At 73.4% G+C, this 16,282-nt stretch carries 18 protein-coding genes; 7 read left to right on the top strand and 11 right to left on the bottom strand.

Features of this window, described 5'->3' with window-relative positions; translation table 11 throughout:
• The first annotated feature begins 268 nt into the window (after window positions 1-268).
• A complete protein-coding gene (locus ACZ7BZ_RS24960; RefSeq protein WP_189915839.1) occupies window positions 269-901 on the top strand; it encodes an O-methyltransferase in 633 nt (210 codons plus the stop codon).
• Between the two features lie 117 nt (window positions 902-1,018).
• Here ACZ7BZ_RS24960 and ACZ7BZ_RS24955 read toward each other — a convergent pair whose 3' ends face one another.
• Window positions 1,019-1,186 (bottom strand): DUF3117 domain-containing protein, encoded by a 168-nt coding sequence (locus ACZ7BZ_RS24955; protein ID WP_188303543.1) that lies wholly within the window; start codon window positions 1,184-1,186, stop codon window positions 1,019-1,021.
• A gap of 295 nt (window positions 1,187-1,481) precedes the next feature.
• Between ACZ7BZ_RS24955 and ACZ7BZ_RS24950 the strand changes: the two genes are divergently transcribed.
• Complete coding sequence (locus ACZ7BZ_RS24950) at window positions 1,482-2,282, top strand: enoyl-CoA hydratase-related protein (RefSeq protein ID WP_470360216.1); 801 nt, start codon at window positions 1,482-1,484, stop codon at window positions 2,280-2,282.
• Here ACZ7BZ_RS24950 and ACZ7BZ_RS24945 read toward each other — a convergent pair.
• Window positions 2,279-2,869: a DNA-3-methyladenine glycosylase I gene (locus ACZ7BZ_RS24945; protein WP_470360248.1), complete on the bottom strand. Its 591-nt coding sequence runs from the start codon at window positions 2,867-2,869 to the stop codon at window positions 2,279-2,281. The genes ACZ7BZ_RS24950 and ACZ7BZ_RS24945 overlap by 4 nt on opposite strands.
• Window positions 2,870-2,874: 5 nt before the next feature.
• Entirely contained in the window at window positions 2,875-3,303 is a 429-nt protein-coding gene (locus ACZ7BZ_RS24940) for a DivIVA domain-containing protein (RefSeq protein WP_470360215.1), read from the bottom strand.
• Between the two features lie 180 nt (window positions 3,304-3,483).
• Between ACZ7BZ_RS24940 and folP the strand changes: the two genes are divergently transcribed.
• On the top strand, window positions 3,484-4,296 hold the full coding sequence (gene folP, locus ACZ7BZ_RS24935) for a dihydropteroate synthase (protein ID WP_470360247.1): 813 nt from the start codon (window positions 3,484-3,486) through the stop codon (window positions 4,294-4,296).
• A gap of 178 nt (window positions 4,297-4,474) precedes the next feature.
• Here the strand turns inward: folP and ACZ7BZ_RS24930 are convergent, their stop codons facing one another.
• Both ACZ7BZ_RS24930 and dapE read right to left on the bottom strand, forming a co-directional pair.
• Window positions 4,475-5,284, bottom strand: coding sequence for an LOG family protein (locus ACZ7BZ_RS24930; protein WP_380457864.1), 810 nt, complete (start codon window positions 5,282-5,284; stop codon window positions 4,475-4,477).
• A gap of 119 nt (window positions 5,285-5,403) precedes the next feature.
• Window positions 5,404-6,480 (bottom strand): succinyl-diaminopimelate desuccinylase, encoded by a 1,077-nt coding sequence (gene dapE / locus ACZ7BZ_RS24925; protein WP_465740793.1) that lies wholly within the window; start codon window positions 6,478-6,480, stop codon window positions 5,404-5,406.
• A 158-nt stretch (window positions 6,481-6,638) separates the two neighbouring features.
• Between dapE and ACZ7BZ_RS24920 the strand changes: the two genes are divergently transcribed.
• Window positions 6,639-7,706 carry a VldE C-terminal domain-containing protein gene (locus ACZ7BZ_RS24920; RefSeq protein ID WP_470360214.1) on the top strand — a complete coding sequence of 356 codons (1,068 nt, stop codon included), beginning with the start codon at window positions 6,639-6,641 and terminating at the stop codon, window positions 7,704-7,706.
• A 309-nt stretch (window positions 7,707-8,015) separates the two neighbouring features.
• Complete coding sequence (locus tag ACZ7BZ_RS24915; protein WP_380457870.1) at window positions 8,016-8,819, top strand: hypothetical protein; 804 nt, start codon at window positions 8,016-8,018, stop codon at window positions 8,817-8,819.
• 58 nt (window positions 8,820-8,877) lie between these two features.
• Here the strand turns inward: ACZ7BZ_RS24915 and dapC are convergent, their stop codons facing one another.
• Complete coding sequence (gene dapC / locus ACZ7BZ_RS24910) at window positions 8,878-10,026, bottom strand: succinyldiaminopimelate transaminase (RefSeq protein ID WP_470360213.1); 1,149 nt, start codon at window positions 10,024-10,026, stop codon at window positions 8,878-8,880.
• A gap of 20 nt (window positions 10,027-10,046) precedes the next feature.
• A complete protein-coding gene (fdxA, locus tag ACZ7BZ_RS24905; RefSeq protein ID WP_030287402.1) occupies window positions 10,047-10,373 on the bottom strand; it encodes a ferredoxin in 327 nt (108 codons plus the stop codon).
• A 133-nt stretch (window positions 10,374-10,506) separates the two neighbouring features.
• Between fdxA and ACZ7BZ_RS24900 the strand changes: the two genes are divergently transcribed.
• Together ACZ7BZ_RS24900 and ACZ7BZ_RS24895 are read left to right on the top strand one after the other, a co-directional pair.
• A complete protein-coding gene (locus ACZ7BZ_RS24900; RefSeq protein ID WP_470360212.1) occupies window positions 10,507-11,508 on the top strand; it encodes a GNAT family N-acetyltransferase in 1,002 nt (333 codons plus the stop codon).
• 31 nt (window positions 11,509-11,539) lie between these two features.
• Window positions 11,540-12,448, top strand: coding sequence for a SirB1 family protein (locus ACZ7BZ_RS24895; protein WP_470360211.1), 909 nt, complete (start codon window positions 11,540-11,542; stop codon window positions 12,446-12,448).
• A gap of 17 nt (window positions 12,449-12,465) precedes the next feature.
• Here the strand turns inward: ACZ7BZ_RS24895 and ACZ7BZ_RS24890 are convergent, their stop codons facing one another.
• The 4 genes from ACZ7BZ_RS24890 to ACZ7BZ_RS24875 form a co-directional block, all read right to left on the bottom strand.
• Window positions 12,466-13,095, bottom strand: coding sequence for a response regulator transcription factor (locus ACZ7BZ_RS24890; protein ID WP_380457878.1), 630 nt, complete (start codon window positions 13,093-13,095; stop codon window positions 12,466-12,468).
• Window positions 13,096-13,201: 106 nt separating this feature from the next.
• Window positions 13,202-14,452 carry a sensor histidine kinase gene (locus ACZ7BZ_RS24885; RefSeq protein ID WP_470360210.1) on the bottom strand — a complete coding sequence of 417 codons (1,251 nt, stop codon included), beginning with the start codon at window positions 14,450-14,452 and terminating at the stop codon, window positions 13,202-13,204.
• Window positions 14,453-14,460: 8 nt separating this feature from the next.
• Window positions 14,461-15,183 (bottom strand): ABC transporter permease, encoded by a 723-nt coding sequence (locus ACZ7BZ_RS24880; protein WP_470360209.1) that lies wholly within the window; start codon window positions 15,181-15,183, stop codon window positions 14,461-14,463.
• Complete coding sequence (locus tag ACZ7BZ_RS24875) at window positions 15,180-16,142, bottom strand: ABC transporter ATP-binding protein (RefSeq protein ID WP_470360208.1); 963 nt, start codon at window positions 16,140-16,142, stop codon at window positions 15,180-15,182. The genes ACZ7BZ_RS24880 and ACZ7BZ_RS24875 overlap by 4 nt, the downstream gene beginning before the upstream one ends.
• Window positions 16,143-16,282 lie beyond the last annotated feature (140 nt).

The following is a 16,282-nucleotide window of genomic DNA, read 5'->3' as shown; positions in this document are numbered from 1 at the left end:
CCGACGCGGTGCCGCGGAAGTGCCGCCGCACAGGGACGTCGCCCTCGGCCACACCTCCTCGGTCGGCTCTTCTGCCCAGCAGGGCCACCACCATATCCACCTCACCCGTCAAGCCCGGATAAAAGTGTCCGGGAGGTCTTGCGCACCCGGTCCTCAGTGACAACGGCCCGCCGCCGTACGCGGTTCCCGCCCGGCCAGTAACCTGTGGCAGGAAATATCGACATCCCTCCGCACCGGGCCGCCACCCGGGGCTCCGAAAGAGGCAGCCATCAGCGAGTTCGGGCCCGCGCGCGCGGCCCTCGCCGACACCTACGTGGGCGAGGACGCGGTGCTGACCTACGCCCGGGCCCAGTCCGCGAGGACCGGGATACGGGCCATCGGGCCGAGCGGCGGAGCCTGCCTGCGCCTGCTGGCCGCGGCTCTGGACGCCAAGGCGGTGGCCGAGATCGGCACCGGCACCGGGGTGTCCGGGGTCTACCTGCTGCGCGGGATGCGGCCGGACGGCGTGCTCACCACCGTCGACTCCGAGCCGGTGCGCCAGCAGCTGGCCCGCGAGGCCTACCAGGCGGCCGGGTTCGCGGCCAACCGCTCGCGGTTCATACCGGGCCGGGCCCTGGACGTGCTGCCCCGGCTCGCCGACGGCCAGTACGACCTGGTGTTCTGCGACGGGGACCCGGCCGAGTCCCGCGAGTACCTGCTGGAGTCGCTGCGGCTGTTGCGGCCGGGCGGGATGGTCTGCTTCGAGGGGGTCTTCCAGGAGGGCCGGCTCGCCGAGCCCGAGCTGCAGGACCCGCAGACCGGCGCGGTGCGCGACCTCGTCCGGGACGTCCGGGAGAGCGAGGCGCTGCTGCCCGCGCTGCTGCCGGTCTCGGACGGACTGCTCTGCGCCGTCAAGCGCTAGCCGGGCACGCCCCGGGGCCCGTGGGGGGCACCGGGAGAACGCACGGGCCCGGGCCGACGTGACGTCGTACCCGGGCCCGGCAGTACGTCTCCAGGAGACGGCGAGCACCCGCTGCGGTCAGCCGGTGACCTTCTTCAGGGCATCGCCCAGGGCGTCGGCCTCGTCAGGCGTGAGCTCCACCACGAGGCGTCCGCCGCCTTCGAGCGGAACGCGCATGATGATGCCTCGCCCCTCTTTGGTGACTTCGAGCGGGCCGTCACCCGTCCGCGGCTTCATGGCCGCCATGCTCGTTCCCCTTCCTGCAACCGCTCAGCTACGCACCGGCAGTCCGTCCACCGCCGGTATCGAACGCATTGATCGGAAGCCATTATCCCGCATGCCACGGCCTGATGACCAACATCACTCTCGGTGCATCCACGGCCGGACCGGCCGCAACCGTCGCAATTGGCGTCATAAGCCCTGGCGTGGCGGCGGTGGGGGCACCACCGGAAGGTGCGATACCTCACACTCCCCAGGCGGCCCTCCGCTCCGGCATCCTGGCACGACCACCGACGCGACGACCGTTTAGGGAGCCCTCCCCATGTCCGATTCCGTGCTGTACGAGCTGGACGGCGGCCTGGCCGTCATCACCATCAACCGCCCGGAGGCGATGAACGCCCTGGACGTGGCCACCAAGGTCGCGCTGCGCGACGCCGTGACCGAGGCCGCCGGGAGCCCGGCGGTGCGGGCGGTGCTGCTGACCGGGGCCGGCGAGCGGGCGTTCTGCGTCGGACAGGACCTCAACGAGCACCTGGCGCTGCTGAAGCACTTCGAGGAGACCGGTGAGGGCGCGCTGCGGACCGTCGCCGAGCACTACAACCCGCTGACCCGCGCGCTGGCCGGGATGCGCAAGCCGACCGTCGCCGCGGTCGGCGGGGTGGCGGCCGGCGCGGGCGCCTCGCTCGCCTTCGCCTGCGACTTCCGGATCCTCTCCGACCGGGCCGGCTTCAACACCGCCTTCGCCGGGATCGGCCTGACCGCCGACTCCGGCGCGTCCTGGACGCTGCCCCGGCTGGTCGGGCACGCCAAGGCCACCGAGCTGCTGATGCTGCCCCGGACGGTCAAGGCCGCGGAGGCGATGGAGCTGGGCCTGGCCACCAAGGTCGTGCCGGCCGACGAACTCGCTGCCACCGCACGGGTCTTCGCCCGCGAGCTGGCCGCGGGCCCGACGGTGGCCTACGGCGCCATCAAGGAGTCGCTGGCGTACGGCGCCTCGCACTCGCTGGACGAACTGCTGGACAAGGAGGACGAGTTGCAGACCCTGGCCGGGGAGAGCGAGGACCACCGGATCGCGGTGCGCGCCTTCATCGCCAAGGAGAAGCCCGAGTACGTGGGCCGCTAGCGCTTCTCCGCCCCGCCGGCGCGGACGTGGCAGTCCGCCAGGTGGTCGTCGACCAGACCGCAGGCCTGCATCAGGGCGTAGGCGGTGGTCGGGCCGACGAAGCGGAAGCCCGCCTTCTTCAGCGACTTCGCCAGCGCCGTCGACTCGGGGGTGACGGCCGGCACCTCGCCCAGCGTGCGCGGGGCCGGCCGGTCCGGGTCGGCGGCGAACTGCCAGATCAGCGCGTCGAGGCCGCCGTCCAGGTCGCGGGCGACCCGGGCGTTGGCGATCGCCGCCTCGATCTTGGCCCGGTTGCGGATGATGCCGGCGTCGGCGAGCAGCCGCTCCTTGTCGGCCTCGCCGAACTCGGCGACCTTGCCGATCTCGAAGCCCGCGAACGCGGCCCGGAAGCCCTCCCGGCGGCGCAGGATGGTCAGCCAGGACAGGCCGGACTGGAAGGCCTCCAGGCAGACCCGTTCGAACAGGGCGTCGTCGCCGTGCACCGGCCGGCCCCACTCGGTGTCGTGGTAGACCCGGTAGTCGTCGGTGGAGTCGCCCCAGCCGCAGCGGCGCAGGCCGTCCGCACCGAGGACGGCGCCGTCGGTCACCGCGGTCACTTCTCCTTCACCGGTTTCGCGTCCTCGGGGGCCTGCGCCTTGGTGAGCGCCACCGCGGGCTCGACCACCGCGGCGAACTGCTCCAGGCCGGGCAGGGGTTCGGCGGCCGGGTCGGGGGCGGTGCCGGCCTCGACCGCGCCGCGCAGGTGGGCGGCGGCCTCCAGCTCGGCGATCCGCGAGTCGCGGTAGGCGAGTTCGGCACCGAGGCGGTCCAGGACGTCGTCCACCTCGTCCATCCGGTAGCCCCGCACGGCCATCGGCAGGCGCAGCTCGTCCACGTCCGTCTTGGTCAGCGGCCGGTCCTGCGGCAGCCGGGCGGCGATGCGGTCCGGCACCGCCTCCGGCATCGAGCCGCCACCGCCGAGCGCCACCAGCGCGGCGCCGCCGACCACCACGGCCATGGCGACCACGATCACCCAGAACACGAGCTGTCCTCCCGAACTCCCGGTCGGCCTCCTCCGAGGTGCCAGGGAACCGGGCTGATCATGACAGCATGGTCCCTAGTGAGGCCGGGGGCCATCATCGCACCCGCAGGAGCTGTGGAGGAGACATCGGTGGCACTGCGCCTGGGACCGCGCGAATTCGGTGACGACGAGCTGGTGATCATGGCCATCGTGAACCGGACCCCTGACTCGTTCTTCGACAAGGGCGCGACCTTCGCCGACGAGGCCGCCTTCGCCGCCGCCGACCGCGCGATGGCCCAGGGCGCGGCGATCCTGGACATCGGCGGGGTGAAGGCCGGCCCGGGCGACGAGGTCACGGTCGAGGAGGAACTGCGGCGCACCGTGCCGTTCGTGGCCGAGCTGCGCAAGCGCCACCCCGAGGCGGTGATCAGCGTGGACACCTGGCGGCACGAGGTGGGCGAGGCGGTCTGCGAGGTGGGCGCGGACCTGCTGAACGACGCCTGGGGCGGGGTCGATCCCCGGCTCGCCGAGGTGGCCGCCCGGTACGACGCCGGGCTGGTCTGCACCCACGCGGGCGGCGCCGAGCCGCGCACCCGGCCGCACCGGGCCGGGTACGAGGACGTGATGGCGGACATCCTGCGGGTCACCGTCGGACTGGCCGAGCGGGCGGTGGAGCTGGGCGTCCGCCGGGACGCCGTGATCATCGACCCGGGGCACGACTTCGGCAAGAACACCCGGCACTCGCTGGAGGCCACCCGGCGGCTGCCGGAGATGACCGCGACCGGCTTCCCGGTCCTGGTCTCGCTCTCCAACAAGGACTTCGTCGGCGAGACCCTGGACCGGCCGGTGGACGAGCGGCTGCTCGGCACCCTGGCCACCACGGCGGTCTCGGCCTGGCTGGGCGCCCAGGTCTACCGGGTGCACCAGGTCGAGGAGACCCGCCAGGTGCTGGACATGGTCGCCTCGATCCGGGGCACCCGCCCCCCGGCGGTCGCCCGCCGGGGGCTGGCCTGAGGCTGTCCCCTCCGACGCTCGGCTCGCCTCCTTCTGACGCTCGCTCGTCCGAGCATCTGGCGCTCGGCTCGCCTCCGGGGCGCTCGGGCCCGGTGCCGACGGTCGTCGCTCCGGCGCTCGTTCCTCGCTGGTCGCTCCTCGCTTTCCGGCACCGGCGCGCCCCTTCGGCTCGCTCGCGCTAGATCTCGTCGGCGGGCCGGCGGGCCTCGGCGAGGATCTTCAGGACCTCGTCGATCTCGTCGGTGATGTGGAACAGCTCCAGGTCGTGCGGGGCCGCCTTGCCCTGGGCGACCAGGGTGTTCTTCAGCCACTCGTAGAGGCCGCCCCAGTAGGCGCTGCCGAAGAGGATCACCGGGAAGCGGGTGACCTTCTTCGTCTGCACCAGGGTGAGCGCCTCGAACAGCTCGTCCAGCGTGCCGAGTCCGCCGGGCAGGACCACGAAGCCCTGCGCGTACTTCACGAACATCGTCTTGCGGACGAAGAAGTAGCGGAAGTTCAGCCCGAGGTCGACGAACTCGTTGAGGCCCTGCTCGAAGGGCAGCTCGATGCCGAGCCCGACGCTGAGGCCGCCGCCCTCCGAGGCGCCGCGGTTCGCCGCCTCCATCGCGCCCGGGCCGCCGCCGGTGACCACCGCGTAGCCGGCCTCGGCGAGGGCCCGGCCGATGGTCACCCCGGCCTCGTACTCGGGAGAGTCCGCCGGCGTCCGGGCCGAGCCGAACACGCTGATCGCGGGCGGGAGTTCGGCCAGGGCGCCGAATCCCTCGACGAACTCGGAGGTGATCCGCAGCACCCGCCAGGGGTCGGTGTGCAGCCAGTCGGTGGGACCGGTGGTGTCCAGCAGGCGCTGGTCCGTGGTGCTGGTGCCGACCTGGTCCCGGCGCACCAGCACCGGGCCCTTCTGCTTCTCGGGCCAGGCCTTCTTCTTCCGCGGCACGCCGACCTGCTCGGGGCCGTGTCCGTAGTGCTTGTCGTCTCCTGTGCCTGTCATGACGAAACCCTACGCCCGCCCTCCCCCGTTTTCAGGCAACGGGGGAAGGTCGGTTGGGGAACCGGAAGATGGCGTTCGACCCGGACGGATCGGCCTCGAACGTCTTCTGCTTCGACTGGTCAGCTGGTCAGCCAGGCGCGCAGCCGGGCCTCGGTCTCGGCGATGGCGGTCAGCGAGCAGTGCTCGTCCCGCTTGTGTGCGTAGTTCGGGTCGCCGGGGCCGTAGTTGACCGCCGGGACGCCGAGCGCGCTGAACCGGGCGACGTCGGTCCAGCCGAACTTGGCGCGGGCCTGGCCGCCGGTGGCTGCCAGGAAGGCCTGGGCGGCGGGCTGGGAGAGGCCCGGGAGGGCGCCCGGGGCGAAGTCGGTCACGGTCAGCTCGAAGCCGTCGAAGACCTCGCGGACGTGCTTCTCCGCCTCGGCCTCGCTGCGGTCCGGCGCGTAGCGGAAGTTGATGGTGATCACGCACTCGTCCGGGATCACGTTGCCGGCCACGCCGCCGTCGATCCGCACCGCGTTGAGGCCCTCGCGGTACTCCAGGCCGTCGATCTCCACCCGGCGCGGCCGGTAGTTCGCCAGCCGGGTGAGCGCCTCGGCGGCGTGGTGGATGGCGTTGTCGCCGAGCCAGCTGCGGGCCGCGTGGGCGCGCACGCCGGTGAGCCGCAGCTGCGCCCGCAGGGTGCCCTGGCAGCCGCCCTCGACCATGGCGCCGCTGGGCTCCATCAGCACCGCGAAGTCGGCGGCCAGCCAGTCCGGGTGGTCCTTGGCGAGGTGGCCGAGGCCGTTGCGGTCGGCCTCCACCTCCTCGCAGTCGTAGAACACGTAGGTGAGGTCGCGGTTGGGCTCGGGCAGGGTGGCGGCGAGCCGCAGCGCCACCGCCACACCGGACTTCATGTCCGAGGTGCCGCAGCCGTAGAGCAGGTCGCCGTCGACGTACGAGGGCAGATTGTCGGCGATCGGTACGGTGTCCAGGTGACCGGCCAGCACGACGCGTTCGGCGCGGCCCAGGTTGGTGCGGGCCACCACGTTGTTGCCGTGGCGGTCCACGGTCAGGTGGGGGTAGCCGCGCAGGGCGGCCTCGACGGCGTCGGCGAGTGCCTGCTCGTCGCCGCTCACCGAGGGGAAGTCGACGAGCCGGGCGGTCAGCGTGCCGCCGTCGAGGGTCAGGTCCAGGGGCGTCGGGTTCGGGCTGCTCATGGCGTCAGCCTAGGGCGTGTCCCGGCCCGGCGGTCGTGCACCCGGCGTGGTCGTCCTGTGACGCGGAACGCCCGTGGATCGGCAACCGGAGTGCGCCGCACATCCGTCCGAGTGGGTACGGTGTCGGATCAAGCAGGCAGGGCGCGAGAGGGGCGACGGTGGCCAGGAGAAGGCACAGCGATGAGCTGGGCGAGGAGCTGGGCGATGATGTGGCGCCCCGCCGCCGCGGTCCGGTGCGTGCGCTGTTGCTCGTGCTGGTCGGGCTGTTGGGCCTGGCGATGGTCGCGGGCCTGGCGGTGGTCGGGATCTGGTGGTTCGGGTTCCGGCAGGGCGCCTCGGAGGAGTGCACGGTGAAGACCGCGGCCGGCAGCGGCACGCTGGAGCTGCCGCAGGCCGCCAACGCGGCGACGATCGCCGCGGTGGCGCGGGCGCGCGGGCTGCCGGACCGGGCGACGGCGATCTCGCTGGCGACCGCGATGCAGGAGTCCAAGCTGCGCAACCTCGCGGGCGGCGACCGGGACTCGATCGGCCTGTTCCAGCAGCGGCCCTCGATGGGCTGGGGCACCCCGGACCAGATCGCGGACCCGGTGTACGCGACCAACAAGTTCCTGGACGGCCTGATCAAGGTGCCCGGCTACACCAGGATGCCGCTGACCGACGCGGCCCAGGCGGTGCAGAAGAGCGGCTACCCGCAGGCGTACGCCAAGCACGAGACCAAGGCGACCCTGCTCACCTCGGCACTGGCCGGCCGGGAGCCCGCCTCGTTCAGCTGCGTGGTGAAGGACTACGCCAAGCCGGACCCGGCCGACTCGCCGTCGCCGACCGCCGGCGCCTCGGCCACCCCGGCCGCCCAGCCGGACCGTGCCCAGGTGCTGTCGGACCGGGTGCGCCGGGAGTTCGGCAAGACGGTCACCCCGGCCGCCGGCTACGCCTCGACGATCAAGGGCGCGGAGAACGCCGTCGCACTGACCCCGGATCCGGCCACCGCCGCGCTGACCACCTCGGCGGACACCGGGGCCGACGCGGGGGCGGGCGCCGAGCGGGCCAGCGGCTGGGAGGTGGCCCACTGGGCGGTCGCCCAGGCCCAGCAGCTGGGCATCGCGACGGTCGCCTACGACGGGAAGATCTGGCGCAAGTCCGAGTCCGAGGACGGCTGGCAGAACCAGACCTCGGGGACGTCCACCAAGCTCGTCCAGGTCACCCTGGCCCCGTACGGGAAGGGCTGACGGACACACGTTCGGGTTGCCGCCGGACGGGTGATTCCGGTCAACTGCGGTGGACCGGCCGTCCGTTCCGGCGACCCCGGCCGGAGAACCGTCACTTCCCTTGGCCGGAGCCGGTCCGACGGCCTCCGGCAAGGCCGGGAAGGACCACCACTGCGGTCCTACGATCTGATGGTCAGTCAGGCTATTTCCTTGCACCGGCCGAAACCTTCTGGCTTCTCAAGCGGTAACAACGTCGTCCGCCAGGTCCCGTCCGCACCCGGGTCGTCCACCCGGCGGACGGGACGGACCCAGACCCCTTCGAGGAGCCTCATGTCTCACCCCCTCACGCGCCGGATCGCCCAGGCCGCGCTCGTCGTGGCGGCCGGAGCGACCCCGCTGGTCGCGGCCGGCTCCGCGTCCGCACTGGGCGGGGACGCCCTGCTTCCCAAGAGCGACCTCGCGGCGCCGCTGGGCCAGCTGACCAACACCGACACCGGTTCCACCCTGCAGCACACCACCCACCAGCTCGGCCAGGCGGCCGGCACCACCGGCGCCGCCACCGTCGCCGCGGGTGTACCGGCCTCCGCCGACGCCGCCGGCAACATCGTCGCCCACCAGCTCCCCGAGGCGAACGAGAAGGCCAGCTCGCTGACCGCGCCGGTCGACCAGACCGCCGCCACCACCGGCCAGCTCTCCGCCGTCACCCCGAAGGTCGCCTCGGCCCTGGCCGGCAAGCTCGGCGAGGCCGTGACCGGCAAGGGCATGGGCACCCGCAGCGCCGAAGCCGGCACCAGCCCGGTCGGCGGTCTCGGCCAGGCGGGCGCGCTCGCCCACGCGCTGCCCGGCGCCGACAAGCTCTCCGGCGCCGTCCCCAGCACCAACGCCGTCACCGACGCGCTGCCGACCAGCGCGGTCGAGCGCGCCCTGCCGCTCGGCCCGGTCGAGCACGCGCTGCCCGGCGGCCTGCCCGGCACCGACGTGCTGGGCCTGGCGGAGCACGGCTCGGCCAACCGGCTCGGCGGCGCCGACCTCGGCCCGAACAACCCGCTGTCCGGCCTGACCGGCGCGCTCGGCCCGGTCGGCGGCCTGCTGGGCGGCGTGAACGGCGGCAGCATCAGCGGCCTGCCGCTGTAGTCCCGACGCCGAAGGGGTCGGTGTTCCGTTCGGAACACCGACCCCTTCCGTCGTACCGTCAGCGTGCCGCGGCCAGCCGCTCCACGGCCGCGGCGACCCGCTCGTCCGTCGCGGTGAACGCGACCCGGACGAACTCGCCGCCGGCCGGCCCGTAGAAGTCACCGGGCGCCACCAGGATGCCCAGCGCGGCCAGTTCGGCCACCGTCTCCCAGCACGGGCGGTCCTGGGTCGCCCACAGGTAGAGGCTCGCCTCGGAGTGCTCGACCCGGAAGCCGGAGGCCTCCAGCGCCGCCCGCAGCGCCGAGCGCCGGGCCGCGTACCGCTCCCGCTGCTCGGCCACGTGCGCGTCGTCCGTCAGCGCCGCGACGGTCGCCGCCTGGACCGGCGCCGGCACGATCATGCCGCCGTGCTTGCGCAGCCCCAGCAGCTCCTGGACCACCACCGGGTCGCCCGCCACGAAGGAGGCGCGGTAGCCGGCCAGGTTGGAGCGCTTGGAGAGCGAGTGGACGGCCAGCAGGCCCTCGTGGTCGGTGCCGCAGACGTCCGGGTGCAGCACCGAGACCGGCTCGGCCTCCCAGCCCAGCTCGAAGTAGCACTCGTCGCTGACCAGCAGCACCCGGTGCTCCCGGGCCCACTCGACGGCGCGGCGCAGCTCGTCCGCGCCGAGCACCCGGCCGGTCGGGTTGGACGGCGAGTTCACCCAGAGCAGGCGCACCCGGGAGCCGTCCAGCTCGTCCACCGAGTCGTACTCGACCGGCTCGGCGCCGCACAGCCGTGCGCCCACCTCGTAGGTCGGGTAGGCCAGCCGGGGATAGGCGACCTGGTCGCCCGGGCCGAGGCCGAGCTGGGTCGGCAGCGAGGCCACCAGCTCCTTGGAGCCGACGGTCGGCAGGACGGCCCGCGGGCCGATCTCCGCGCCGCAGCGGCGGTGCAGCCAGCCGGCGATCGTCTCGCGCAGCTCCAGCGGGCCCCAGACGGTCGGGTAGCCGGGCGTGTCGCTGTGCGCGGCCAGCGCCTTCTGGATCACCTCGGGGACGGGGTCCACGGGGGTGCCGACGGAGAAGTCGCAGAGGCCGCCGGGGTGGGCGAGGGCGGTGGCCTTGTACGGCTCCAGCTTGTCCCAGGGGAACACGGGGAGCCGGTCGGAAACGCGGCACGCCGCCCCCGGGTGGCCCGGGAACGGCGCGCGCGTGCTGTTGGTGTTCACAGCTCAGTAGCCACCGATCGTCAGTGGTCGGCGTTCTGCGGCGGCAGAGCGGCGATGAACGGGTGGTCCCGCTCGATCAGGCCGAGCTTCGAGGCGCCACCGGGCGAGCCCAGGTCGTCGAAGAACTCGACGTTCGCCTTGTAGTAGTCCTTCCACTCCTCCGGGGTGTCGTCCTCGTAGAAGATCGCCTCGACCGGGCAGACCGGCTCGCACGCGCCACAGTCGACACACTCATCCGGGTGGATGTAGAGGGAGCGCTGGCCCTCGTAGATGCAGTCAACCGGGCACTCTTCGATGCACGCCTTGTCCTTCACGTCGACACAAGGCTGCGCGATGACGTAGGTCACGCTGTCGTTCCTCCTCGGAAGGGCCTGGCGGCCCGTTCTGTTCTGCTGCCGTGCGCGGTGAGCGCGGCGTCGTCGATGCCCGCCCCTAGTATCGCGGGTCGGAGCAGGCAAATGCACAGGAGGTGGCCGGATCATGACCCGAGACCAGCGGGAGAGCCGTCCGGAAGTCCGGATAGATCGCTCTGACGTGGGACTTCGAGTCTCCGTGCGACGCCTCTCGGAGTTCGTGGACGACCGCCCGGTGTTCCGCGATGTGATCGGCGTGCTCACATCGTGGGACGATCAAGGACTGACGGTCGAGCCCCGCTCCGGCGGGCCGGCCACCTTCCCGGAGAAGCTGCTGGTCGCGGGCAAGGTCGTGCCGCCGTTCCCGGCCCGGCGCGCGCCGCTCCCCGCCGCCACCCCGGTCGAACTGCAGCGGACCGCCGGGCGCGGCTGGCCCGGGGCCGAACAGGAGGCGCTCGGCGCGTGGACGCTGCGCGCCGCGGCCGGGTTCACCCAGCGGGCCAACTCCGTCCAGGCGCTCGGCGACCCGGGCATGCCGCTGCCCGGGGCGCTGGCCGCCGTCCGGGACTGGTACGCGGCGCGCGGACTGCCCGCCCTGGTCGAGGTGGTCACCCCCGGGACGGCCGACGAGCTCCGGCCGCTGCTCGGCCCGCCGCGCTCCCCCACCACGGTGCGCACCGCCCCGCTGGCCGCGCTGGCCCGGACCGGCGCCGGGAACGGGCGGGTGCGGCTCTCGCGGACGGCCGACGACGGCTGGCTGTCCCTGTACGGGAAGCTGAGCGAGGACCCGGCGGTGCGCGCGGCGGCCCGGCACGTCCTGCACGGCGGCCCCTCGGTCTGGTTCGCCACCGTGCCCGGCGCCCCCGGACAGCCGCCGCTGGCGATCGGACGCTGCGTCATCGACGGCCCGTGGGCCTGCTTCGGCGCGATCGAGGTGCAGCCGTACGCCCGCCGGGCCGGGCTGGCGACGGCGGTCATGGCGGTGCTCGCGGCCCGCGCGGCGGAGGAGGGCGCGAGCGGCGCGTACCTGCAGGTCGAGGCCGGGAACGAGGCCGCGATCGCGCTCTATGACGGACTCGGCTTCACGACCAGTCACACTTACCACTACGCGCTCCTTCCCCAGGAGTAGCCGCCCGACCGTTCCATCCTGGTATGTCCGCTTGTCCGTCCGTCGTACGAAGGCCGTCGCCGTCACCGTGACCGAGCAGAGCAGAGACCGCTTCCGGACCGCCGCCCGCGCCGAGCAGCCCGACCCGGTGCTGCTCTGCCTGCTCGCCGCCGCCGAGCACGACCCCGTCCTCGACCCGGGCGATCCGGGCGAGCCGCCCGGCGTGGACGCCGTGCTGGCCGCCTGCGAGGCCGCCCTCGACCGGCACGCGACGGCCGTCCGGCAGGCCGTGGCCGAACGCTCACCGTCCGGGCCGGAGGAGACCGCCGCCCTGCTCGCCGCCGTGCTCGGCGGGCGGGAACGCTTCCACGGGCGGCAGTCCGACTACCGGCGGTTGGAGTCCTCACTGCTGCCGGACGTGCTGCGCCGGCGGCGCGGCCTGCCGATCATGCTCTCGCTGGTCTGGGCGGCGGTCGGCCGGCGCGCCGGGCTCACCGTCCACGGCATCGCCCTGCCCGGCCACTTCATCGTCGCGGTCGGCGGCCCGGGCGGCGGCGAGGAGTACGTCCTCGCCGATCCGTTCCACGGCGGACGGCTGCTCGACCCGGCCGACGTCGAACGGCTGGTCGCCGCCTCCGGGCACGACTTCACCCCCACCCTGCTCACCCCCGCCCAACCGCTGGACATCGTGCTGCGGGTGCTCGGCAACATCCGGGTCTGGGCCGCCGACCGGCCCGAACAGGCCCGCACCCAGCTGTGGGCCACCGAACTCGCCCTGCTGCTCCCCCGGCACCCGGCCCAGCTCCGCCTGGAGCGGGCCGAACTCCTGGTACGGATGGGCGACTTCCTCGGCGGCGCGGCGGAGATGGACGACTACGCGCGGATCCTGGACGCCTTCGACCCGGACACCGCCGCGAAGGTCCGCCAGGAGGCCAGGGCGGCCCGCCACCGGCTCAACTGAGCCGCAACCCGACGGAGTTACAGCCAGCCCTTCTCCCGGGCGATCCGGACCGCCTCGGTGCGGTTGCGGGCCTCGGTCTTCTGGATCGCCATCGAGAGGTAGTTGCGGACCGTCCCCTCCGACAGGTGCAGCCGCCTGGCGATGTCCGCGTTCACCGCGCCGTCCGAGGCCGCGCCCAGCACGTCCCGCTCGCGCGCGGTCAGCGGGTTGGCGCCCTCCGCCAGCGCGGCCGCCGCCAGCGCCGGGTCGATCACCCGCTCGCCGCGCAGCACCCGGCGGATCGCCTCGGCCAGCTCGGAGGCGGGCGCGTCCTTCACCAGGAAGGCGTCCGCGCCGGACTCCATCGCCCGGCGCAGATAGCCGGGCCGGCCGAAGGTCGTCGCGATGACCACCTTCGTCCCGGGCGACCGGCGGTGCAGTTCGGCGGCCGCCTCGATGCCCGTCATCCCCGGCATCTCGATGTCCAGCACGGCGACCTGCACGTCGTTCGCCAGCACCGCCGCCACCACCTCGTCCCCGCGGCCCACCTGCGCGACGACGTCGATGTCCCCCTCCAGCCCGAGCAGCGCGGCCAGCGCCTCCCGGACCATCCCCTGGTCCTCGGCGAGCAGCACGCGGATCGAGGGACTGTTCTCTGCGTTACCCATGGCCAAGACCTTATGGCCTGTCACCCGGCGGAACGGGTGGGGATGTTCGGGCGCTCATCGACGACTGCCACGCCGTCCGCCACCACCGCGCCCCGGCACCGGGGAGCTAGGGAACCTGCGGGGACGGCGCCGGCACCGTGCGCAGCGGCACCGAGGCCCGGACCCGGAAGCCCTTGCCGCGCGGTCCCGGGCCGGTCTCCAGCCGCCCGCCGACCAGGGCGAGGCGCTCCCCCAGCCCGGAGAGCCCGTTCCCCGGCTGGGACTTGCCCGGCCCGCGCCCGTCGTCGGTGATCTCCAGGACGGCGTACCGCTCGCCGCTGCCCTCCCAGCTCTCGTCCGCCGTCACGGTGCAGACGGTGGCGCCCTCGCCGTGCCGGACGATGTTGGTGACGGCCTCGCGCAGCGCCCAGGCCAGCGCGCCCGCCTCCTCGTTGGCCAGCGACGGCCAGGCGTCCACCAGTTCCGGCGCGGCCTCCAGTCGGACCTGCGCGGCGGACAGCGCGGTACGGGCGGCGGCCAGTTCGACCGGCAGGGTGGGGCGGCGGAAGCCGGTCACCGCCTCGCGCACGTCGATCAGCGACTGCCGGGCGACCTGCTCGATGTCGGCGACCTGGGCCCGGGCCGCCTCGTCCTTGCCCGCGTCCATGAACCGGCCGGCCAGCTCGCTCTTCAGGGTGATCAGCGAGAGCGAGTGCCCGAGCAGGTCGTGCAGGTCGCGGGCGAGCCGCAGCCGCTCCTCGGAGGCGGCCAGGTGGGCGACGGCGGCCCGGGCCTCGCGCAGCTCCTTCATGGTGGCTACCAGCCGCTGCAGGCCGGTCATCGCGAGGCCGGAGAGGAAGGCGCTGAACGCGAAGGTGGTGACGTTGTCGCTCCCGGCGTGGATCAGCACGCCGGTCGCGGCGGTGAGAACGGCCATGCCGACGAGCGCGCGCGGCGCGAGGTTCGGCGGGGTGACGACCGCGAGGCAGACCGAGGCGTAGATGAACATGGTGAGGAACGCGCCGCCGAGCGCGAAGGAGGAGCCCACCGCGAGCACGATCATCGTCCCGACGATCACCTGGCAGGCCCGCGGCTTCATCCCGGCCTGCGAGCGGAAGAACACCAGCAGCACGTAGGCGACCACGAAGACCGCCAGGCAGACCCAGCCGATCGCCTGCCCGGCCGGGCTGTGGCCGCCGTTGACCAGGTCGCTCGCCGGGTAGGCCAGGTAGATCATCCACAGCAGCATCCAGGCGACCTTGACCATCAGCTGCCGCCGGGTCTCGACCGGGGCCCCGGGGACGTTCATGAAGGACGCGCGCGCCGGACCCGCCTCCGTCGACTCGTCGGGGCGTCGGGTCCGGCGCTCGTCACTCATGTGGATCATCATGCCTGGCGGGTGTCACGCCGGTACAGGACCGTGGCGGCGGCCACGAACACCGCGAAGAAGGCGACCAGCCCGGAGACGGCGGCCAGGTCCAGTGAGTGGCCGGGCTGGGTGAAGGTGGCCAGCTTGTTGTACAGGAACACCGGGTTGAACCGGGCGAACTTCTCCAGCGAACCGCTCACCGGGAACCAGGTGCCGCCGAGCAGCGCCATCGCCATGTAGGTGATCATCACGATCGGCTGCACCGCGTCCGGCGCCGCCGCGTAGCCCAGCGCCACCCCCAGCGCGGCGAAGACGAAGCTGCCCAGCCAGAGCGCGACCGCCAGCCCGATCCACTGCGGCACGCTCAGCGAGACGCCCTGGCTCGCGCCGACCGCGAAGACCACCAGGATCGCCGGCAGCGTGGTCACCGCGGTCGCCGCGATCTTGCCGACGGTGTACGCCCGGCCCGGCAGGGCGGTCAGCCGCAGCTGGCGCGTCCAGCCGCTCTTGCGCTCCAGCGAGATCCGCTGGGCGCTGCCGGTGAGCACCGCGCCGACCGCGCCGAAGGTTGCCATCGAGACCATGAAGTAGGTCTTCACGGGCAGGCCGCCGGCCTGGTTGCCGGAGCCGTAGGCGTTGATGAAGAAGACGTACATCAGCGCCGGGTAGACGACGGTGAAGAACAGGTAGCGCCGGTTGCGGAGGGTCCGCAGGATCTCCAGCTTGATCAGGGTGGTCATCGCGCGCTCTCCTCTGCCAGGTCCTGCTTGTCCAGCTCGCCCGTGATGGTCAGGAAGGCCTGCTCCAGGCCCACCCCGGCGACCTCCAGCCCGCGCGGGTACAGGCCCGCCCGGTAGATGCCGGCCATGCTGGCGTCGGCGTCCGAGGTCCGGATCCGTACCGTCCGCACCCCCGGGACGCGGGCGGTGACGTCCAGCGACTGCACGCCCGGCAGGGCCCGCAGCGCGGCCTCGTCGAAGCGGGCGGCGTCCGCGGCGACGTCGGCGTCGTGGAGCTCGAAGGCGATCCGGCGGGCCCCGGCGCGCGCCTTGATCTCCGCCGAGCTGCCGTCGGCGATCAGCCGGCCCCGGTGCAGCACCAGGACGCGGTCGGCGATCGAGTCGGCCTCCTCCAGGTAGTGGGTGGCGAACAGCACCGTACGCCCGGCGTCGGCCTGGGCCCGCATGCTCGTCCAGAACGCCTGCCGGACGCTGACGTCCATGCCCGTGGTCGGCTCGTCCAGCACGATCAGGTCGCTGTCGCCGGCGATCGCCAGGGCGAAGCGGACCCGCTGCTCCTGGCCACCGGACAGCTTGTCCACCCGGCGCTCGGCGAGCTCGGTGATCCCGGCGTCGGTCAGCACCTCCGTGACCGACCGGCCGCGCGGGTGCACCTGGCAGGCGAGTTCGACCAGTTCGCGGACCTTGACGTCGGTCATCAGCCCGCCGCTCTGCAGCATCGCGCCGACCCGGCCGTCCTCGATCGCCGCCCGCGGGGTGCCGCCGAACAGCGTGACGCTGCCCTGGTCGGGCTCCCGCAGCCCGAGCAGCAGGTCCAGGCTGGTGGACTTGCCGGCGCCGTTCGGGCCGAGCAGGGCGACGGTCTCGCCCGGCCGCAGCACGAGGTCCAGTCCGTCCACGGCGCGCACCCGCCCGTAGCTCTTGCCGACGCCGCGGAAGGCGGCCACCTCGGTAACCATTCGCCCGGCTCCTCTTCCCTGGTGGTGTCGCGTGCGGTGCTGTCCGCACCACTTCAGGGTCCCGCCCGGGCGGGGGCCGGCGGCAGTGTCGGCCGTCGTGCCTTCGGTATGACGGATGTCATGCCGGCGGCCGGCACCCC

It is taken from the genome of Kitasatospora sp. NPDC036934 (genome assembly GCF_055608425.1).
Note: the sequence above shows the minus strand (reverse complement) of the source record. Positions and strands in the feature narration are given on the sequence as shown.

What these genes read in the sequence shown, in the direction of transcription:
- ACZ7BZ_RS24955 (WP_188303543.1), bottom strand. Translation starts at nt 1,186, where the DNA reads ATGGCGGCCATGAAGCCGCGGACGGGTGACGGCCCGCTCGAAGTCACC.
- ACZ7BZ_RS24950 (WP_470360216.1), top strand. Translation starts at nt 1,482, where the DNA reads ATGTCCGATTCCGTGCTGTACGAGCTGGACGGCGGCCTGGCCGTCATC.
- folP (WP_470360247.1), top strand. Translation starts at nt 3,484, where the DNA reads ATGGCCATCGTGAACCGGACCCCTGACTCGTTCTTCGACAAGGGCGCG.
- ACZ7BZ_RS24930 (WP_380457864.1), bottom strand. Translation starts at nt 5,284, where the DNA reads ATGACAGGCACAGGAGACGACAAGCACTACGGACACGGCCCCGAGCAG.
- dapE (WP_465740793.1), bottom strand. Translation starts at nt 6,480, where the DNA reads ATGAGCAGCCCGAACCCGACGCCCCTGGACCTGACCCTCGACGGCGGC.
- ACZ7BZ_RS24915 (WP_380457870.1), top strand. Translation starts at nt 8,016, where the DNA reads ATGTCTCACCCCCTCACGCGCCGGATCGCCCAGGCCGCGCTCGTCGTG.
- ACZ7BZ_RS24900 (WP_470360212.1), top strand. Translation starts at nt 10,507, where the DNA reads ATGACCCGAGACCAGCGGGAGAGCCGTCCGGAAGTCCGGATAGATCGC.
- ACZ7BZ_RS24890 (WP_380457878.1), bottom strand. Translation starts at nt 13,095, where the DNA reads ATGGGTAACGCAGAGAACAGTCCCTCGATCCGCGTGCTGCTCGCCGAG.
- ACZ7BZ_RS24885 (WP_470360210.1), bottom strand. Translation starts at nt 14,452, where the DNA reads ATGAGTGACGAGCGCCGGACCCGACGCCCCGACGAGTCGACGGAGGCG.
- ACZ7BZ_RS24880 (WP_470360209.1), bottom strand. Translation starts at nt 15,183, where the DNA reads ATGACCACCCTGATCAAGCTGGAGATCCTGCGGACCCTCCGCAACCGG.
- ACZ7BZ_RS24875 (WP_470360208.1), bottom strand. Translation starts at nt 16,142, where the DNA reads ATGGTTACCGAGGTGGCCGCCTTCCGCGGCGTCGGCAAGAGCTACGGG.